The sequence below is a fragment of the Paenibacillus dendrobii genome, assembly GCF_009807035.1.
GTDB lineage: Bacteria > Bacillota > Bacilli > Paenibacillales > Paenibacillaceae > Paenibacillus_AQ > Paenibacillus_AQ dendrobii.
Genome location: NZ_WUBI01000007.1, coordinates 1 through 14,633 on the forward strand (window position 1 = coordinate 1; position 14,633 = coordinate 14,633).

16 protein-coding genes and 1 rRNA gene are annotated in these 14,633 nt (G+C 48.3%); 2 read left to right on the forward strand and 15 right to left on the reverse strand.

Annotated elements, in window-relative coordinates:
• Both GRF59_RS27265 and GRF59_RS27270 read right to left on the reverse strand, forming a co-directional pair.
• Positions 1-94, reverse strand: a 16S ribosomal RNA gene (locus tag GRF59_RS27265); the annotation flags it as partial.
• A gap of 445 nt (positions 95-539) precedes the next feature.
• Entirely contained in the window at positions 540-1,418 is an 879-nt protein-coding gene (locus GRF59_RS27270; RefSeq protein ID WP_160500890.1) for a nucleotidyltransferase-like protein, read from the reverse strand.
• Positions 1,419-1,538: 120 nt separating this feature from the next.
• On the opposite strand from GRF59_RS27270, the gene GRF59_RS27275 reads away from it, so the two are divergent.
• Positions 1,539-1,943, forward strand: coding sequence for a YgzB family protein (locus GRF59_RS27275; protein ID WP_160500891.1), 405 nt, complete (start codon positions 1,539-1,541; stop codon positions 1,941-1,943).
• A 64-nt stretch (positions 1,944-2,007) separates the two neighbouring features.
• Here the strand turns inward: GRF59_RS27275 and GRF59_RS27280 are convergent, their stop codons facing one another.
• The 13 genes from GRF59_RS27280 to uptA all read right to left on the reverse strand — a co-directional run bounded on the left by GRF59_RS27280 (position 2,008) and on the right by uptA (position 14,150).
• On the reverse strand, positions 2,008-3,705 hold the full coding sequence (locus GRF59_RS27280; RefSeq protein ID WP_160500892.1) for a glycosyl hydrolase family 18 protein: 1,698 nt from the start codon (positions 3,703-3,705) through the stop codon (positions 2,008-2,010).
• A gap of 248 nt (positions 3,706-3,953) precedes the next feature.
• Complete coding sequence (locus GRF59_RS27285) at positions 3,954-4,379, reverse strand: Fur family transcriptional regulator (protein WP_127605139.1); 426 nt, start codon at positions 4,377-4,379, stop codon at positions 3,954-3,956.
• 189 nt (positions 4,380-4,568) lie between these two features.
• On the reverse strand, positions 4,569-5,837 hold the full coding sequence (locus GRF59_RS27290; RefSeq protein WP_160500893.1) for a DUF4097 family beta strand repeat-containing protein: 1,269 nt from the start codon (positions 5,835-5,837) through the stop codon (positions 4,569-4,571).
• 30 nt (positions 5,838-5,867) lie between these two features.
• A complete protein-coding gene (locus GRF59_RS27295) occupies positions 5,868-6,512 on the reverse strand; it encodes a hypothetical protein (protein ID WP_237392097.1) in 645 nt (214 codons plus the stop codon).
• 267 nt (positions 6,513-6,779) lie between these two features.
• Positions 6,780-7,493, reverse strand: coding sequence for an MgtC/SapB family protein (locus tag GRF59_RS27300; RefSeq protein WP_160500894.1), 714 nt, complete (start codon positions 7,491-7,493; stop codon positions 6,780-6,782).
• Positions 7,494-7,548: 55 nt separating this feature from the next.
• Positions 7,549-8,019, reverse strand: a complete 471-nt coding sequence (locus GRF59_RS27305; protein WP_160500895.1) for a GNAT family N-acetyltransferase — start codon at positions 8,017-8,019, stop codon at positions 7,549-7,551.
• A gap of 174 nt (positions 8,020-8,193) precedes the next feature.
• Complete coding sequence (gatB, locus tag GRF59_RS27310; protein ID WP_160500896.1) at positions 8,194-9,633, reverse strand: Asp-tRNA(Asn)/Glu-tRNA(Gln) amidotransferase subunit GatB; 1,440 nt, start codon at positions 9,631-9,633, stop codon at positions 8,194-8,196.
• A gap of 30 nt (positions 9,634-9,663) precedes the next feature.
• A complete protein-coding gene (gene gatA / locus GRF59_RS27315; RefSeq protein WP_160500897.1) occupies positions 9,664-11,121 on the reverse strand; it encodes an Asp-tRNA(Asn)/Glu-tRNA(Gln) amidotransferase subunit GatA in 1,458 nt (485 codons plus the stop codon).
• 30 nt (positions 11,122-11,151) lie between these two features.
• Positions 11,152-11,439: an Asp-tRNA(Asn)/Glu-tRNA(Gln) amidotransferase subunit GatC gene (gene gatC, locus GRF59_RS27320; protein ID WP_160500898.1), complete on the reverse strand. Its 288-nt coding sequence runs from the start codon at positions 11,437-11,439 to the stop codon at positions 11,152-11,154.
• Between the two features lie 145 nt (positions 11,440-11,584).
• Positions 11,585-11,965 carry an ATPase gene (locus tag GRF59_RS27325; protein WP_160500899.1) on the reverse strand — a complete coding sequence of 127 codons (381 nt, stop codon included), beginning with the start codon at positions 11,963-11,965 and terminating at the stop codon, positions 11,585-11,587.
• A gap of 368 nt (positions 11,966-12,333) precedes the next feature.
• Complete coding sequence (locus tag GRF59_RS27330) at positions 12,334-12,960, reverse strand: MBL fold metallo-hydrolase (RefSeq protein WP_160500900.1); 627 nt, start codon at positions 12,958-12,960, stop codon at positions 12,334-12,336.
• A gap of 6 nt (positions 12,961-12,966) precedes the next feature.
• Positions 12,967-13,533 (reverse strand): thioredoxin family protein, encoded by a 567-nt coding sequence (locus GRF59_RS27335; RefSeq protein WP_160500901.1) that lies wholly within the window; start codon positions 13,531-13,533, stop codon positions 12,967-12,969.
• Positions 13,534-13,535: 2 nt separating this feature from the next.
• Positions 13,536-14,150 (reverse strand): undecaprenyl phosphate transporter UptA, encoded by a 615-nt coding sequence (gene uptA / locus GRF59_RS27340; RefSeq protein WP_160500902.1) that lies wholly within the window; start codon positions 14,148-14,150, stop codon positions 13,536-13,538.
• 154 nt (positions 14,151-14,304) lie between these two features.
• Here uptA and GRF59_RS27345 point away from each other — a divergent pair, with 154 nt between their 5' ends.
• Positions 14,305-14,616, forward strand: a complete 312-nt coding sequence (locus GRF59_RS27345) for a dehydrogenase (RefSeq protein ID WP_160500903.1) — start codon at positions 14,305-14,307, stop codon at positions 14,614-14,616.
• The last annotated feature ends 17 nt before the right edge of the window (positions 14,617-14,633 follow it).

Consider the following 14,633-nt stretch of genomic DNA (forward strand, 5'->3'; position numbering starts at 1 on the left):
CAGAGAAGCAAGCTTCTCATCAAGTCCGCTCGACTTGCATGTATTAGGCACGCCGCCAGCGTTCGTCCTGAGCCAGGATCAAACTCTCCAAGAAAGTTTGTAGCTCATTTTGAAACTGACGAGATTAAAAATCTCATTTGCGCTCCACAGTTCGGGGACCGAACTGCTTTGCGTTTCGACTTCATCACTGAAGTCTGTATCTCACTCGTTGTTCAGTTTTCAAAGATCAAATTCTTCTCGTTTTCGCTACCGCCGTTTATCTCAGCAGCAACTCTTATAATATACCATGCTGCCCATCATTTCGTCAAGCACTTTTTTTCGATCTTTTTTTCAGCTCTACTTTCGAGCCTGTCGAATCCTTAGTTTGAAAAGCTTCTAAGGTTTAATGGGGCGAGTTATAATTTAACACAGATTCCATTGCTGAGTCAACCTCTAACTCAAAGATTATGCAACCTCTTTACGATTCCCACAAATACTTCAACTATACATCAAAAGGGGAGTTCTCCTCCCCTTTTGATGCTGTTGCGTATAACATCGCGTTAATTCGCCAAATATCGAATCACTTGACTTCCGTATCCGGAAGACTCCGACCATACAACGGATTCCTTCACTAAAGATCTATTCACCAGTTTGCGCATAACAAGCGGCAGTTCATTTTTGATCATGATCAAGTCCGGATGATGGATCAGTTCCTCTATGCTCCAAGGCTTGGATTCGCTTCTCAAAATTTGAAGCAGCAGAACGGAACATTCGGCCATCTTCGACATCACTGAAAATTCACAAGCCAACAGCACCAGCTCGACGCGCTGCCGAATGGTCTCCGTACTCTGCGTCAATTCCTCATATAGCTTATGAATGGCCGTATTCAGCTCTTTCACTTGTTCCCAGACTGCCTTATCAGGCAGGACTCCTCGTTCAACAAGCTCAATTCTGGCCCAATGCTTCAGCGAATCCAGCACACATTGATAAGCATCAATAACGTATCCGGCCTGCATGTAGCGTTTGGCTTCAACATATATGCATAGGAACCGCGAAAACTCGTAGAGCATTTTACGGTCCCGAAGGGGCTGTTCAAATTCTATATACTCCCGGCGCAGCGTAGCCAGCCTGCCCTCTTGATCCTGGACAAGTTCACCTTCCATAAAACAGCGGACCAAATCCCCCTTCTCGCCGGCAATAAGCCACCGCTGGAGCGATTCAACCGTAACATGCAGCATCTGACATGGCAGATCACCAATAAGCGTATGCTCTACCGATAATTCTGCATCCTGAGCTTCATGGACAATGAGAACGACGAAATCGAAGTCATGAAGCAAAGATCCATCAAATTTATGGGCTTCCTGACGATAAATAATAGTACCTATGGCATCGACATCAACCGACTCTCCATAAAAAAAAGACAAATTGGACAAATCCATGTCTCCCTCCATGCATTCCTTGGCGAAAAGCGGCCAATTCAGTTATAATATACTTCTACATGTCCATGTAAGTTCCTTCTTTTTTGAATACAACTAATTAATGACAGGAGCTAGCGATCCATGATCTTTAAAACAGCAAAAATCGTTGCCTTCCGCACCTGGGGATTGATGCTTACGATAATCGGCATGGGACTTATGGTCCTCGGTACGGCGGGAATTGTCTTCTGGGGACAAGCCGGCAAAGTCGTCGCGGCCATCGGCCTGGTGATCGGCCTCATCGCCATGATGGGCAGTCTCGCTATTTATTTTTGGGCCGGAATGCTTTCCACAAGCGTTAAGGAGATCGAATGCCCGGAATGTCATAAGCCGACGAAAATGCTCGGTAAAACAGACCGCTGCATGTTCTGTCGAACCATTTTAACCACGGATATCCAGCAGGCGAATATTACAGATGATGAACTGGAAGAACGCCAAAAGCACCAAGAAGCTCAGAGCGCTCCTCAATCGGCAACCCCTCATCACTAAAAGCAAAACCGGCCTTCCAGAAGGGAAGGCCGGTTTTTTTATATCCGTATAAGTGCTGTATGCATTAAGAAGTAATATCCTTGAGTACATTCCAAGCTTCTTCAGTACCAAAACTGCGGGTCCACGAGGCAACGCCACCCAAATTGAGCTCTTTAGCCAGCTTTACCCTTTCCTTAAGCGATGTCGCATCCTCGATCCATATCTTCTTCAGAACGCCATCTTCCTTGTACTCAACGTAGTTTTGTTTGACGTCCTCCAGATACTTCGGTTTTAACTTCTTCTCTGTCAGGATATCGTTAACTGTTTTCATACCCACCGCTTTAGAGGAGACCTTCGTTTTGCCGTCTTTGACTTCTTCCGACCAGATCCGGGTATACAGCGGGATGGCCAAAATAAGTTTCTCGGATGGAACCGCATCTTCCTCCAATATCTTACGGACGGCTGCTTCTGACCACGGGAGCGATGAAACGGATCCGGCATTCGGGCTGGATGCCCAGTGCTCATCGTACGCCATCAATACAATAAAGTCCGCCGTTTCTCCCAGTGAGCGCCGGTCCAAAAAGCGCGACCACATTTCACTGCCGGATTTCGGCGTTACATCCACCGATACAATCAGGCCCATAGCCCGGGCGAGCGGCTTCAGTTCGCGAACGAACTGTGATACGTTCTCCCCGTCTTTTGTTTTCACATTTTCAAAATCCAGGTTAATGCCATCCAGGTGATACATTTTCGCAAATTGAAGCGTCTGGTTGATCGTATTCAATCTGGTTTCATACGTAGCCATCGCACTAGTGGTGATATCGGGATCAAAGCTGTTATTGAGCAGCCCCCACACGTCCATTCCGCGGGCATGGGCTTTTGTAACATAGGCCGTATCCGCATTGCTCCGGACATTGCCTTCCCCGTCAATAATACTAAACCAAGTCGGACTCACGACATTGACTCCGGTCAACTGATCCATTACCGAAGGGTCGGGTTTTTTCTGATAAACGGCCTCCCAGGCCAAATTCACCGGTTTCCCTTCCCAACTACGCTGCGCAGGGGTAGGCTCTTCCGGTAATACATCCACTGTTTTCTTTTCCCCAAGGGTCACTTTGGATTTCGGCACATAACCTGCATATCCATTATCCATCTGAACGAAATACCACGATTCCTCTGTATCCCAGACCCTTAAGGATGTTCCTCCAGGCATGTCCGCCAAGATGGGCTCATGCTTGGATGGACCCTTGCGAAGAGATGTTTTCGAATCTGCTGCACCGTTCACTTCAGCCATTTGAATGGTGTCTCCGGCCTTCATCAACAATACGGCTCCCGTTTCCGGATCCTCGTGAACAGCAATGCCGTACATTTCCTTAAGCGGCTGTATCGGCATATAAAGCAATTTATTCTTTTCTTCAGGCGCAAAACGGAGCTGAACCTGCTTGTTGTTCAATTGGGCTTCCGTCTCTCCTGTTTGCAAATGCATGACTTGCGCGGGTGTCGTCAGAATCAACGACTGAGTTCCCTTTTCATATCGGATATTGGGATCTACCGTCTTTTGAAGAACAGGAAGCGGCAGCTTCAACTGCTCACCAGACTCGGCGGCAGACTCCTCCAGCAGTTTTCCTTTTGCAAATATAGGCTTGTCCAGCCCATTCCAATCCGGCTTTTCATGCAAGGGATTCGGAAGAAGCTCAGTTACGGTTACATAGGCTCCGGCTGCGATCAAACATAATCCAAGCACGATGGCAAAACGCCTTTTCGCCGTGGATCGACGGTTCATGCTTCGTCTACTTCTAGTCAAAGGCCAATCCTCCGTTATCATAATGTGTCATTTCCTTGATCAAACCGTCTCTCAACATGCTTATCGCAGAAGGGCAGACCGCTTATGTCTCAAAATACTGCTTAGCGTATAATAGGAGAGCGAAACTGCCCGTTTCATGAATTTGTGCGTCTTAAGCAAAAAAACGTGGGAAACCCTCGACAGGAATCCGCACGTTTTATCAAAACAGACCGCATGAAACGGATGCATTACTTATTTTTGCAACTGCTGCAAATTCCGTATAGTTCCATACGCAGACCCTGAATCTGAAAGCCTGTGCTTTTCTCAGCAGTGTGTTCTACATCCTCAAGGGAAGGATAACTAAAATCCTCAATCTTGCCGCATTTCTGGCAAATGACATGAAAGTGATCCGATACATTCGCATCAAATCGGCTTGAATTATCTCCATAAGTCAGCTCATGAACCATACCGGCTTCAATCAGCATCTTCAAATTATTATATACGGTTGCTACACTCATGCTCGGAAATTTAGGCTCGAGCGCACGATAGATCTCATCCGCAGTTGGATGGCTCATGGAATCCATGAGATAAGCCAGTATCGCATGACGCTGGGGCGTAATCCGAACACCATTCGTTTTCAGTTGTTCCAATGCATGCTCGACTCGCGTTGCCATCTTACCCACCGCCTTATCATTTAAACAAAAATTTCTCGGATCATGGACTGGGCCTCTTGGCTTACATCCCGGGTTCAATCCATAATTTCTAGTTCATTATATATAACTTATTTTACGTTCATCATTTCAACTTTGTCAACGAAAGGCCGCATCTTGATAAAACCTGGAATTCGCAGGTATGACAGATCTTCAATATTTATTCACATTCAAATCACTGTTGCCTTCGATATGAACCTTGTATTCCCCAAGGCCTACCGCGCCCGTGATGTTCTTTTTATCCACCGTAAATTCCGGGAATTGATTGCGGATATCGCCGTAACTGATTATACCGTCCATTTCATAGCTCCCCTCCTCAGGAAGGTTGAGGGTGAGTTCTCCCACTGCACTATATATATCCCAGTTGCCTTCTACCAGGCTGGAACGGGCGGTTATGCCGCCGTTCAGCGACTCCGCCTTGAAGTCAGAGCGGATTTCGTCTACATAAATGTTCCCGTTTTTGGTACGCGCATCTATTTTCCCCATGGCCCGGATGACGGACAGATTCCCCACCTGGGTCGTGAGTGTAGCGGAATCTGAAACATCAACAGCCTGCATATTTCCCTGGTTCGTGCTCAGATCAACCGATCCCGTAACGTTAAAAGCATTCACTTTCCCGTTTAACGTACTCCCTTTAATATCCCCGGAAACATGATCCAGATTCAGTTCCCCGCTCGCTGTCTCCATGGATATCTGCTTAATGGCATCCACATGCTGCAGTTTGATACCGCCGTTCATCGTGCGAAGCGACAGATCAAAGCGACGGTCCTCCGGCAGTGTAATCGTAAGATTCATCCGAGGCTGCCTTTTACCGGATTGTCCATAGGGCTTGCCTTTTGTTTGAATGGTAATATTGCTGTCGCCGCTGACTTCCAAAGAAGATTCGCGTCCAATGACATCCGCTTCAGGACCGGTAATCTGGTCGACCCAAATCTCTGCCTGGACATCGATATTTTCCACCGGGCCGCGCTCCACCAAGATATCTCCGTTAATATTCTCCACGTTGATGCTTTGCGTATCCATTGACACCGGAACCGCAATCACGTCCTTGCCTACGCTGTTTCCCTCCTGCTCACTGTAATCTACGCCGGCGGCAGTCAGGTTCAAACTCACCTTATTCCATAAGTGCAAATAATGCTTCTGTTCCGTTACGATAAATACGGATGCTGACAAGACGACAGCCAACAGGATTCCGCGCAGATCAAGCTGAAACCGTCGGCCTGTTCCTTTGGATTTCCACGAAAAGAGATAAAGCACCAAATACTCCAATCCCCAAAGTACAGCTATGAGCGGCCACCATTTCAACAAGAGCAGCAGATGCTCGGTACCATGCAGCGCATCGTCAAGAAGCAGCACGCCTGTTGTGATCATCAGCAGGACGGCTGTAAATCTCCCAACCCGCATTCTCCGTTTGCGATTCATGATATCCCCCCGTTCACCTTGCAGATACGATCATCCTTCTTCCGGCAGCTTTTTTTCCAATCTGCGCTGTCTCAACAGAATCCATATTTCCCTGGTTCCTGCCCAGAGTCCGGCGGCGATCAGTACACCCGCAACGATCAATTTACCGTAGTGTTCCATGTAAAATTGAAGCCAGCGCGGCTTCTGATAAAAAACAAACATTAAAGCTCCGCCCACAATGAGCATGATTCCGAAAAAAGCGCTGCGCTCCACCGTAAATGGATTTCGGTATGGGGCTTGTTCCTCTGTGCCGCCCTGTCCGGATGTTCTTACCCTGCGATAGATCACATAATCCGACGCTTGAAGTACATCGTACACATTGTAAAAGTAAGCCACCGGAATAACTAGAGCCAGCAGAATCAATAAAGGCACGTTGATCTGCATCCCGATGGAAGAAAAGTAGAGAAGCGCCGAAGCATCCAAAAGAAGTGTAAAAATAAAAGCAATGCCTTTACGGTATAACCCAAGATATATATGCCCGAGGCCTGGAATAATCGCAGCCAGGAAGCCGGCGATGAATTTGCGTTTTCTGGAAAAGAGACGCCGGGTACGGACTTCAGCAACCGTCTTTCTTCGCATTGTATCACCGCTCTTCGCAGCTTTTTCCGATCCGCCGGTCCGTCTGACGCTGTGCATTCTTCCAGCCCCTTTCCCTAAATGATCTATCAAGTGCATTGAAATCGTTTTCTTTATTCCAATCAGATTAATGGTTATTCTGATATATCCTCATAATGCTGTGCAGTACGAGCTGTATCCACCTTTTTCTCACGTAATCATTCCACTTTGTTCAATCTATTCTGATAGTACCCTAAATTGCAGGGACAATAACAGGTAAATATCTGGATGTTCGTCCAGCCGCAACAAAAAAACTCCCGATATTCCGGGAGTTTCTGAAGCGTTACTTCAATCAATGGAGACCATGGAAATCCCCTCGAGCTTACGAATCCGGGAAGCCAAAGCCAGTGGGTCAAAGGCCCTTTTGCTCAGTACATTCAATGAGATTTCCAGCGTAGTTGAAGGCGGCTGAAGCTCTCCATACGCCACATTGCTCCGCTCGTTGACAATCGCCTTTTTCACCGTGATCCCCTCCCCCTCCAGCAATCCTGATATGGATTCCAGAAGCTGAGGCTCCGAAATGGCATAAACTGTAACCAGATGAAGCTTGCTGCCGCGGATATATCGCTGCTCCAACTTGTTAAACACAACCAGCGTTAGAAGGATCAAGAATGTGGCTGCAATGGAAGCGAAATAAAAACCTGCGCCGATGGAGAGTCCGACAGCAGCAATCACCCATACGGATGCGGCTGTTGTCAGTCCCGTAATAGATTTGCCCGTGAAAAGAATCGTGCCGGCGCCCAAAAAGCCGATGCCCGTGATGACCGCAGAAGCCAGCCGCGCTGGATCGATCCGAATGTTAACTTCATGTACAAACTCTGAAAATCCATAAATGGACAGCATGATGATCAACGTCGAGCCCATACACACCAGAATGTGGGTTCGAAGCCCGGCTGCATGGTTGGAACGTTCCCGCTCCAAACCTACAAGTCCCCCAAGCAGAACGGACAACAGCAGCCGCAGTAAAATATGTACATTATCTATATACCATGGATCCGCCAAAAGCATATCTCTCCCTATTATGCAATCCGCAGCCTTAAGGCAGGGTCATTCGTGATCAAGCGGATGGATCCGCCCGTCTGTGAAACGTGGTTAACTCAACACCCGGTGCGACCTCAAAGGTATCGAAAGGTACGAAGCCGAATTTGAGGTAAAGAGCCACCGCAGGTTCGTTCTTCGCTCCAGTTGACACGATAAAGAGCGAAGTGTCGGGATGATCCTCCAGTACATGGCGGATCAAGCTTCCCGCAATCCCCTTGCGGAAATGATCCGGGTGAACCATCATCCGCATCAGAGTCAGCGAACCCTTGGCTTCTTCCTTGGTTGCGACCGCTCCGATCAGGTCCCCTTCTTCATTTAAGCATCCATAAAAAATTTCGCCGCAGTTCTTCAGGGTTTCATGCGTATCAAGCAGTGGCGGTATATCGTAAAAACCGATTTTTTCGGCTTCCAGTCGATATGCGATATGTTGAAGCCGCCAAATTTGATCGATCATGTCCTCGTCCTGCAATGAAAGCTTGGTAATCATAGGCATCCCCCTTTTCAGGCTATACGCCATGTATCCAAAAAAGACCATGGGAACACAAAATCCCCCCACAAAAAAGAACCTTAGCACCGGTGTATCGCAGGGCCTCACCCATCAATTCTGTAATATCAAAAAGGGCCTGTCCGGCGGACAAGCCCCAAGAACCGTTCCTCTTGCTTATTGTGCAAGCACTTCTTCCAGCAATTTGTTAACCATCGCCGGATTGGCTTTGCCTCTGCTCTCTTTCATGACTTGGCCCACCAGGAAACCGATGGCCTTTTGCTTACCAGCTTTGTAATCCTCTACGGATTGCGGATTGGCAGCAACCACCTGTTCGACGATCGTTTTAATCGCACCCTCGTCACTGATTTGAACCAAACCCTTCTCCTCAACAATTTGCTGCGGAAGCTTGCCGCTTTCGAGCATTTCCTTGAAGACGGTCTTGGCAATTTTGGTGCTGATCGTTCCCTTTTCAATAAGGCCGATCATCTCGCCCAGTCCCTGCCCGGTAAGTTTCACTTCCGAGAGCTCGAGGTTGCTGCTGTTCAGATAGCCGAGGAGCTCGCCCATCATCCAGTTGGATACGGTTTTGGCGTCCTTCGTATATTTCAGGCTGTCCTCGAACAGATCCGCAAGTGGTTTGGACGAAGTAATGACCTCCGCATCATAGCTTGGGAGACCGTATTCAGTGGTGTAACGCTCTTTGCGGGCATCCGGCAGCTCGGGTATCGTCTCACGGATGCGGTTCTTCCATTCCTCATCAATGTATACCTTAACCAGATCCGGGTCCGGGAAATACCGGTAATCATGTGCTTCTTCCTTGCCGCGCATTGAAAGAGTTTTCCCCTGCGATTCATCCCAGCGGCGTGTTTCTTGTACGACAACGCCACCGTCATCCAGAATTTCAGCCTGCCGGTATTCTTCATACTCCAGACCCTTCAGCACCCCGCGGAAGGAGTTCATGTTTTTCAGCTCGGCGCGTGTACCCAATTCCTTCTGTTCATAGGGACGAATACTGATATTCGCATCGCAGCGCATGGATCCCTCTTCCATTTTCACATCCGACACTTCGCAGTACTGCATAATGGCGCGCAGTTTCTCCAGGTAAGCACGGGCTTCTTCCGGAGAGGAAATATCAGGCTCCGACACGATTTCCACGAGCGGCGTTCCGACACGGTTAAAGTCCACCAGTGACGCATATCCTCCGTCGATATGCGTCAGCTTGCCCGCATCTTCCTCCAGATGGAGACGGGTAATACCGATCCGTTTGGTTTTGCCGTCGACTTCAATGTCAATCCAGCCGTTCTGCCCGATAGGCTGATCGAATTGGGAGATTTGATAAGCTTTCGGTGAATCGGGATAAAAATAGTTTTTGCGGTCAAATTTGCTGACATCTGCAATTTCACAGTTAATCGCCATCGCTGCCTTGATCGCGTATTCCACGGCCTGCTTGTTCAGAACCGGCAAAACTCCGGGATGCCCCAGGCAAATTGGACAAGTGTGAGTATTGGGCGGAGCTCCGAACTCGGTTGAACAGCCGCAAAAGATTTTGGAATGGGTGCGCAGTTCAACGTGGACTTCGAGTCCAATCACAGTTTCGTATTTTGATGATGACATATTTTACATTCCCTCCTTTTCCAGCCGATTCTACAGGTTTGGCCGCTGTTTATGATATTCGGTGTTTTGTTCGAAGGCCTGAGCCACGCGCAGCACCGTTGCTTCATCAAAGGCTTTGCCGATAATTTGTAATCCGACAGGCAGACCTTCCGCAAAACCACAAGGTACGCTGATCGCTGGAACACCCGCAAGGCTTACCGGAATGGTCAAAATATCGTTCAGATACATGGTCAGCGGATTATCTACTTGCGCTCCCAGCTTAAAGGCTGTTGTTGGCGCCGTAGGTCCGATGATCACATCATATTTTTCAAACACCTGATCGAAATCACGCTTGATCAAGGTACGTGCTTTCTGTGCTTTCAGATAAAAAGCGTCATAATAGCCGGAGCTTAGGGCATACGTGCCAAGCATAATCCGACGTTTCACCTCAGGACCAAAGCCTTGGCTGCGGGATTCGAGATACAGATCCAGCAAGTTGCCGGACTGTCCTGCACGTACGCCATAACGCACACCGTCGAAACGAGCAAGGTTGGAGGATGCCTCAGAAGAAGCCAGCAGATAGTAAGCGGCCACCGCATATTCTGTATTAGGCAGGGATACCTCTTCGATCACAGCGCCCATGCCTTCCAGCACTTTCAGGGCTGCTTGTACTTTCTCTTTGACAGCCGCGTCGACGCCTTCTCCCATATATTCTTTAGGAACCGCGACACGAAGGCCTTTGACCTCACCAGTCAACGCGCTTAAGTAATCCGGGATCTCTACATTAGCGGAAGTCGAGTCCATGTTGTCATAGCCGGCAATAGCCTGCAAAACATAGGCAGCGTCTTCCACGTTTTTCGTCACCGGACCGATTTGATCCAGCGATGAGGCGAAGGCAACAAGGCCAAAACGGGATACCAGACCGTAGGTTGGCTTCAAGCCGACAACCCCGCAGTAGGAAGCCGGCTGGCGGATGGAACCGCCTGTGTCCGAACCAAGGGCAAAATAAGCTTCGCCTGCAGCAACGGAAGCCGCAGAACCGCCGCTCGATCCGCCGGGAACACGTTCTAAATCCCATGGATTATGCACCGGATGAAAGCTCGAGTTCTCATTGGAACCGCCCATGGCGAATTCGTCCATGTTCAACTTACCGATCGTTACTGCATCCGCATCACGAAGCTTTTGCACAACCGTAGCGTCATATACAGGATTGAAGTTGGAGAGAAACTGACTCGCACAGGTTGTGCGAATACCCTCCGTCACGATATTGTCCTTAATGCCGACCGGCAGTCCGAACAGTAATCCACGCTGCTCACCGGAAGACAGTTTGTCATCCAATCGGCGGGCAGTGGTTTTAGCCCCTTCTTCATTCAGGGTCAGATATGCGCCAATCCGGGCGTCACGCTCGGAAATCACGCGCAATGTGTCCTCAACAAGCTCCGTAACTGACAATTCCTTATCATGAAGCTTGCTATGTATCTCTTTCAGGTTTTGATTTAACAGGCTCAATTGCCGCTCCTCCTTTCAAGATGGAACATCCTATTCAAGTACAGCCGGAACCTTAAATTGTCCGTCTTCTTCATCCGGAGCGTTCGCCATAACCTTCTCGATCGGCAGGCTTTCCCGCTCCACATCTTCACGCATTACGTTGCTGACTGGCAGTACATGGGTCGTTGGTTCGACACCGTCGGTATCGAGCTCATTCAATTTTTCGGCATATTGTAAAATAGCGTTCAGCTGCTCGGTGAACATCTGCTCTTCCTCCGTGCTCAAATTGAGCCGGGCAAGCTTGGCCACATGCTGAACGTCTTTATTGGTGATGCTCATAATTCAAATTCCTCCTTATTCCTTCTTATGTTTAAAGGATTAAAGCCTCAGGATAACGTTTCTAATTATATTGTAGAACCTGTGACAATTCAATCCATGGCTGAGTCATATAAGTACAAAAAGAGCCGGCACTAGGCCGACTCTTCTAAATCCAGGCTCGCAAGTTGACTTGCTTAATGAATTCCGCCTGTGAAAGCACCTCAGGTGCTGACTCTTCTTCTTCATCTTGCTCAAGCTCGCCGTTCATCACTTGATGAAACAGCTTCTCGTTATATGTCGCAAGGGCGTAATCGATCAGCGCTTCCCGCGTGGTCATCTCCACTTCATGCTGAATGAGCAGTTCTTCAGGCTGAACATCACCCGATGGCACGAAAAAATTCCGGTTAATCTTAGGCACCCGGATCACATAATCAAACGCATTATCCGGGTTCCGGTCATAGGCAATCAGATAACCGTATTCCCCTATAGGAAGGTTCTGCTCAAAGGCGTCCGCGACGATTACAATCTTTTCCCCTAATTGCAGCATCGTCTACCTCCTAGATGTCTGTCATTGTCTGTATAGTCTACTAAAAAAAAATAGGCCTGTCTACGGAAATACATCGAAAAACAAGCAAAAAGACACAAATCCGCGAAACTGCAACCTAAAATCTGATAGTTTCGGAAAAAACAGAATAGTCCATGTCTCCTACTTCCAATCTTCTTCCTACATATCCACCAAAAACAGTCCTTTTTCCTGAATGAAAAAAGAACGCAAACCGGGATGAATCCACAGCTTGCGTGCTTCGCGAATGTAAATGTAACATTAAATTAACATCATTGTATCAAGGCTGATTCGGCTTGTCCAGCCTTTTTCCTCGATTTCTGTCGAGAAATGCATTCCTCGAAGAAAGGAATCTAGGAAACATAAGGATTATGGAGTCGCTCATATCCGATTGTTGTCTTTGGACCGTGGCCCGGATATACCTTGACCTCATCTTTAAAGGTATACAGCTTATTCTGAATGGAATCGATCAGATCCCGCTCGCGTCCTCCATACAGATCCGTTCTTCCCACGCCAAGTTTGAATAAGACATCCCCGGAGAAGAGATCATCCCCGCAAAGAAAACTCACGCTCCCCGGCGAATGACCCGGAGTGTGGTACACCGTAAAGGTGTGTCCAATGAGTTCCAGCTTCTGTCCTTCACCTAGACTATACTCCGCGGGGGCCGTTACGAGCGGCCGTGATACCTCCGGCCAATTCTGCGATCCGTTCATTTTCGGATTCTCAAGCCACTCCGCCTCCAGATCATGGAGATAGACCGGGCAATTCTTCAGCTTCCGGATTTCGTCCACGCCCCCCATATGATCGAAATGGGCATGCGTCAGCAGAATGGCTTCAATCTCAAGCGGCTGTATCTTCTTGATCAGAGCACCGGGATTCATTCCTGGATCGATAATGACCGCCCGTCCGGAATCCTCTCCTGTCAGCAGGTAAGCATTCGTCTGCAACGGACCAAGACAGAAGGTTTGCACATTCAGCATGTTCGATTAAAACCCCGAAATCAGTTCACGCAGTTCTTTGATAATGACTGCATGATGATCGGTTCCTTCCCCGTATGCTGCGATGAGTTCCTTCCGGCATTCAGTCATTTTCTCCTGGTAATCCGGAGCCTCACGATCAGGATTCTCCTGTTTGAATCGGACCATGACCTGCTGAACATGCTCCGGACGCGGTCCCCATTTACCCAATACATAACCGCCCGTATCAGTAAAAATCACAACCGGCACGCTACGCCCGCCCATCGTTAGAAATTGATCCATCACGTCAAAGTTCTCTTCGAGGATCAATACTTCGGTCGGAATGTCAGCAGTCTCAAGCGCGTGGAATACGACAGGCACATTGCGCACTACATCTCCGCACCAATCTGCTGCCAGAATCAATACGCGCAGGTCATCTCTGAATTTCAAACTTTCGAAAAATTCGCGGTCACTTTCATTTTCCCAAGCGAACTGTTCGTAGCCGGACTTGAACTCTTCCTGATTTTTTGTCATCCCATCGATAAACTGCTGCGGGGAAATCCCCGTATCCAGCTTGTCTGCCAAATGAATAGCCATTTTTATTTCGTCCCCCTTCTGGATTTTGCTTTCACCATCTTGATCACAAAATACACAATTAACAGCGCAAGCGCAATCAGTAAAATTGGTGTTATATAAGGTGCCGCTTTCTCATCAACATGCTCCCACTGGTCTCCAAGAATGTATCCGAGGTATACAAACAATACCGACCAGGGAATGATCGCAAGCGTCGTAAGCATAATAAAACGCCACACATTCATCTTCGAGATGCCCGCAGGAATTGAAATGGCATGGCGTACGACCGGAATGAACCGTGCCGTGAAAATAACGCCCGTGCCGTATTTGGTAAACCATTTTTCCGCATAATCGATATGCTTCTTATGAATAAAAATATATTTTCCGTATTTCTCAAGCACAGGTCTGCCGCCATAGCGGCCAATCCAGTAGACGAACAGCTGCGCGATCACGCCGCCGACGACTCCGAACAGCACGGCTCCTATAAAGTTGATATGCCCGGAGGATACCAAGAAGCCTCCGAAAGCCAGTACAATTTCGCTGGGAATAACCTCAATCATAAGTCCCAGCATGATTCCGAAATAACCCAGACTTTGAATCCAATGAAACAATTGACTGATGATATCCGATATAAAATGCACTCTGGCCCCTCTTTCTATATGTACTTTTTCGTTCCTATCCAAAATCTATTCTAGCACAGGAGCGGACATGACTTCTACTTGCGCCCAATTGCTCCGGGCAGGTGTCTTCACCGAGGCCAGGCGCATATGGTGTGGAATAAAGGAGGTAGGTCAAATGCCGCCGATTTCACAGAAAAAAGATGCTCCGCTGCCTTCGGCCCGCGGTATCCGCAGAGCCTGCAACAAAGAACTATACCGGACGGTCAAGCGCATTAAAGTATACGTTCCCGATGAAGCCATCCGTGAGGGAGAAGCGCTGTATTACCGCAAGGTTATCGGGAATCTGATCTGGATTCATGAAAACCGCAGCAACCGGAAATTGCTGTGTGACTGGTGGGATGAGGCCGTCCGCGCCGAGCTTGCCGAGCTTTGGAAGGTTGACGAGAACCATCTTGGCAAAGCTTTTCGGGAGGCTTTCGGCGGTTAAGCCCGAAAGAAGGCCAA

What these genes read in the sequence shown, in the direction of transcription:
- GRF59_RS27325 (WP_160500899.1), bottom strand. Translation starts at nt 11,965, where the DNA reads ATGCTGCAATTAGGGGAAAAGATTGTAATCGTCGCGGACGCCTTTGAG.
- GRF59_RS27305 (WP_160500895.1), bottom strand. Translation starts at nt 8,019, where the DNA reads ATGATTACCAAGCTTTCATTGCAGGACGAGGACATGATCGATCAAATT.
- GRF59_RS27295 (WP_237392097.1), bottom strand. Translation starts at nt 6,512, where the DNA reads ATGCACAGCGTCAGACGGACCGGCGGATCGGAAAAAGCTGCGAAGAGC.
- GRF59_RS27290 (WP_160500893.1), bottom strand. Translation starts at nt 5,837, where the DNA reads ATGAATCGCAAACGGAGAATGCGGGTTGGGAGATTTACAGCCGTCCTG.
- gatB (WP_160500896.1), bottom strand. Translation starts at nt 9,633, where the DNA reads ATGTCATCATCAAAATACGAAACTGTGATTGGACTCGAAGTCCACGTT.
- GRF59_RS27345 (WP_160500903.1), top strand. Translation starts at nt 14,305, where the DNA reads ATGCCGCCGATTTCACAGAAAAAAGATGCTCCGCTGCCTTCGGCCCGC.
- GRF59_RS27275 (WP_160500891.1), top strand. Translation starts at nt 1,539, where the DNA reads ATGATCTTTAAAACAGCAAAAATCGTTGCCTTCCGCACCTGGGGATTG.
- GRF59_RS27280 (WP_160500892.1), bottom strand. Translation starts at nt 3,705, where the DNA reads ATGAACCGTCGATCCACGGCGAAAAGGCGTTTTGCCATCGTGCTTGGA.
- GRF59_RS27335 (WP_160500901.1), bottom strand. Translation starts at nt 13,533, where the DNA reads ATGGCTATTCATTTGGCAGACAAGCTGGATACGGGGATTTCCCCGCAG.
- GRF59_RS27285 (WP_127605139.1), bottom strand. Translation starts at nt 4,379, where the DNA reads ATGGCAACGCGAGTCGAGCATGCATTGGAACAACTGAAAACGAATGGT.
- GRF59_RS27330 (WP_160500900.1), bottom strand. Translation starts at nt 12,960, where the DNA reads ATGCTGAATGTGCAAACCTTCTGTCTTGGTCCGTTGCAGACGAATGCT.
- GRF59_RS27270 (WP_160500890.1), bottom strand. Translation starts at nt 1,418, where the DNA reads ATGGATTTGTCCAATTTGTCTTTTTTTTATGGAGAGTCGGTTGATGTC.
- gatC (WP_160500898.1), bottom strand. Translation starts at nt 11,439, where the DNA reads ATGAGCATCACCAATAAAGACGTTCAGCATGTGGCCAAGCTTGCCCGG.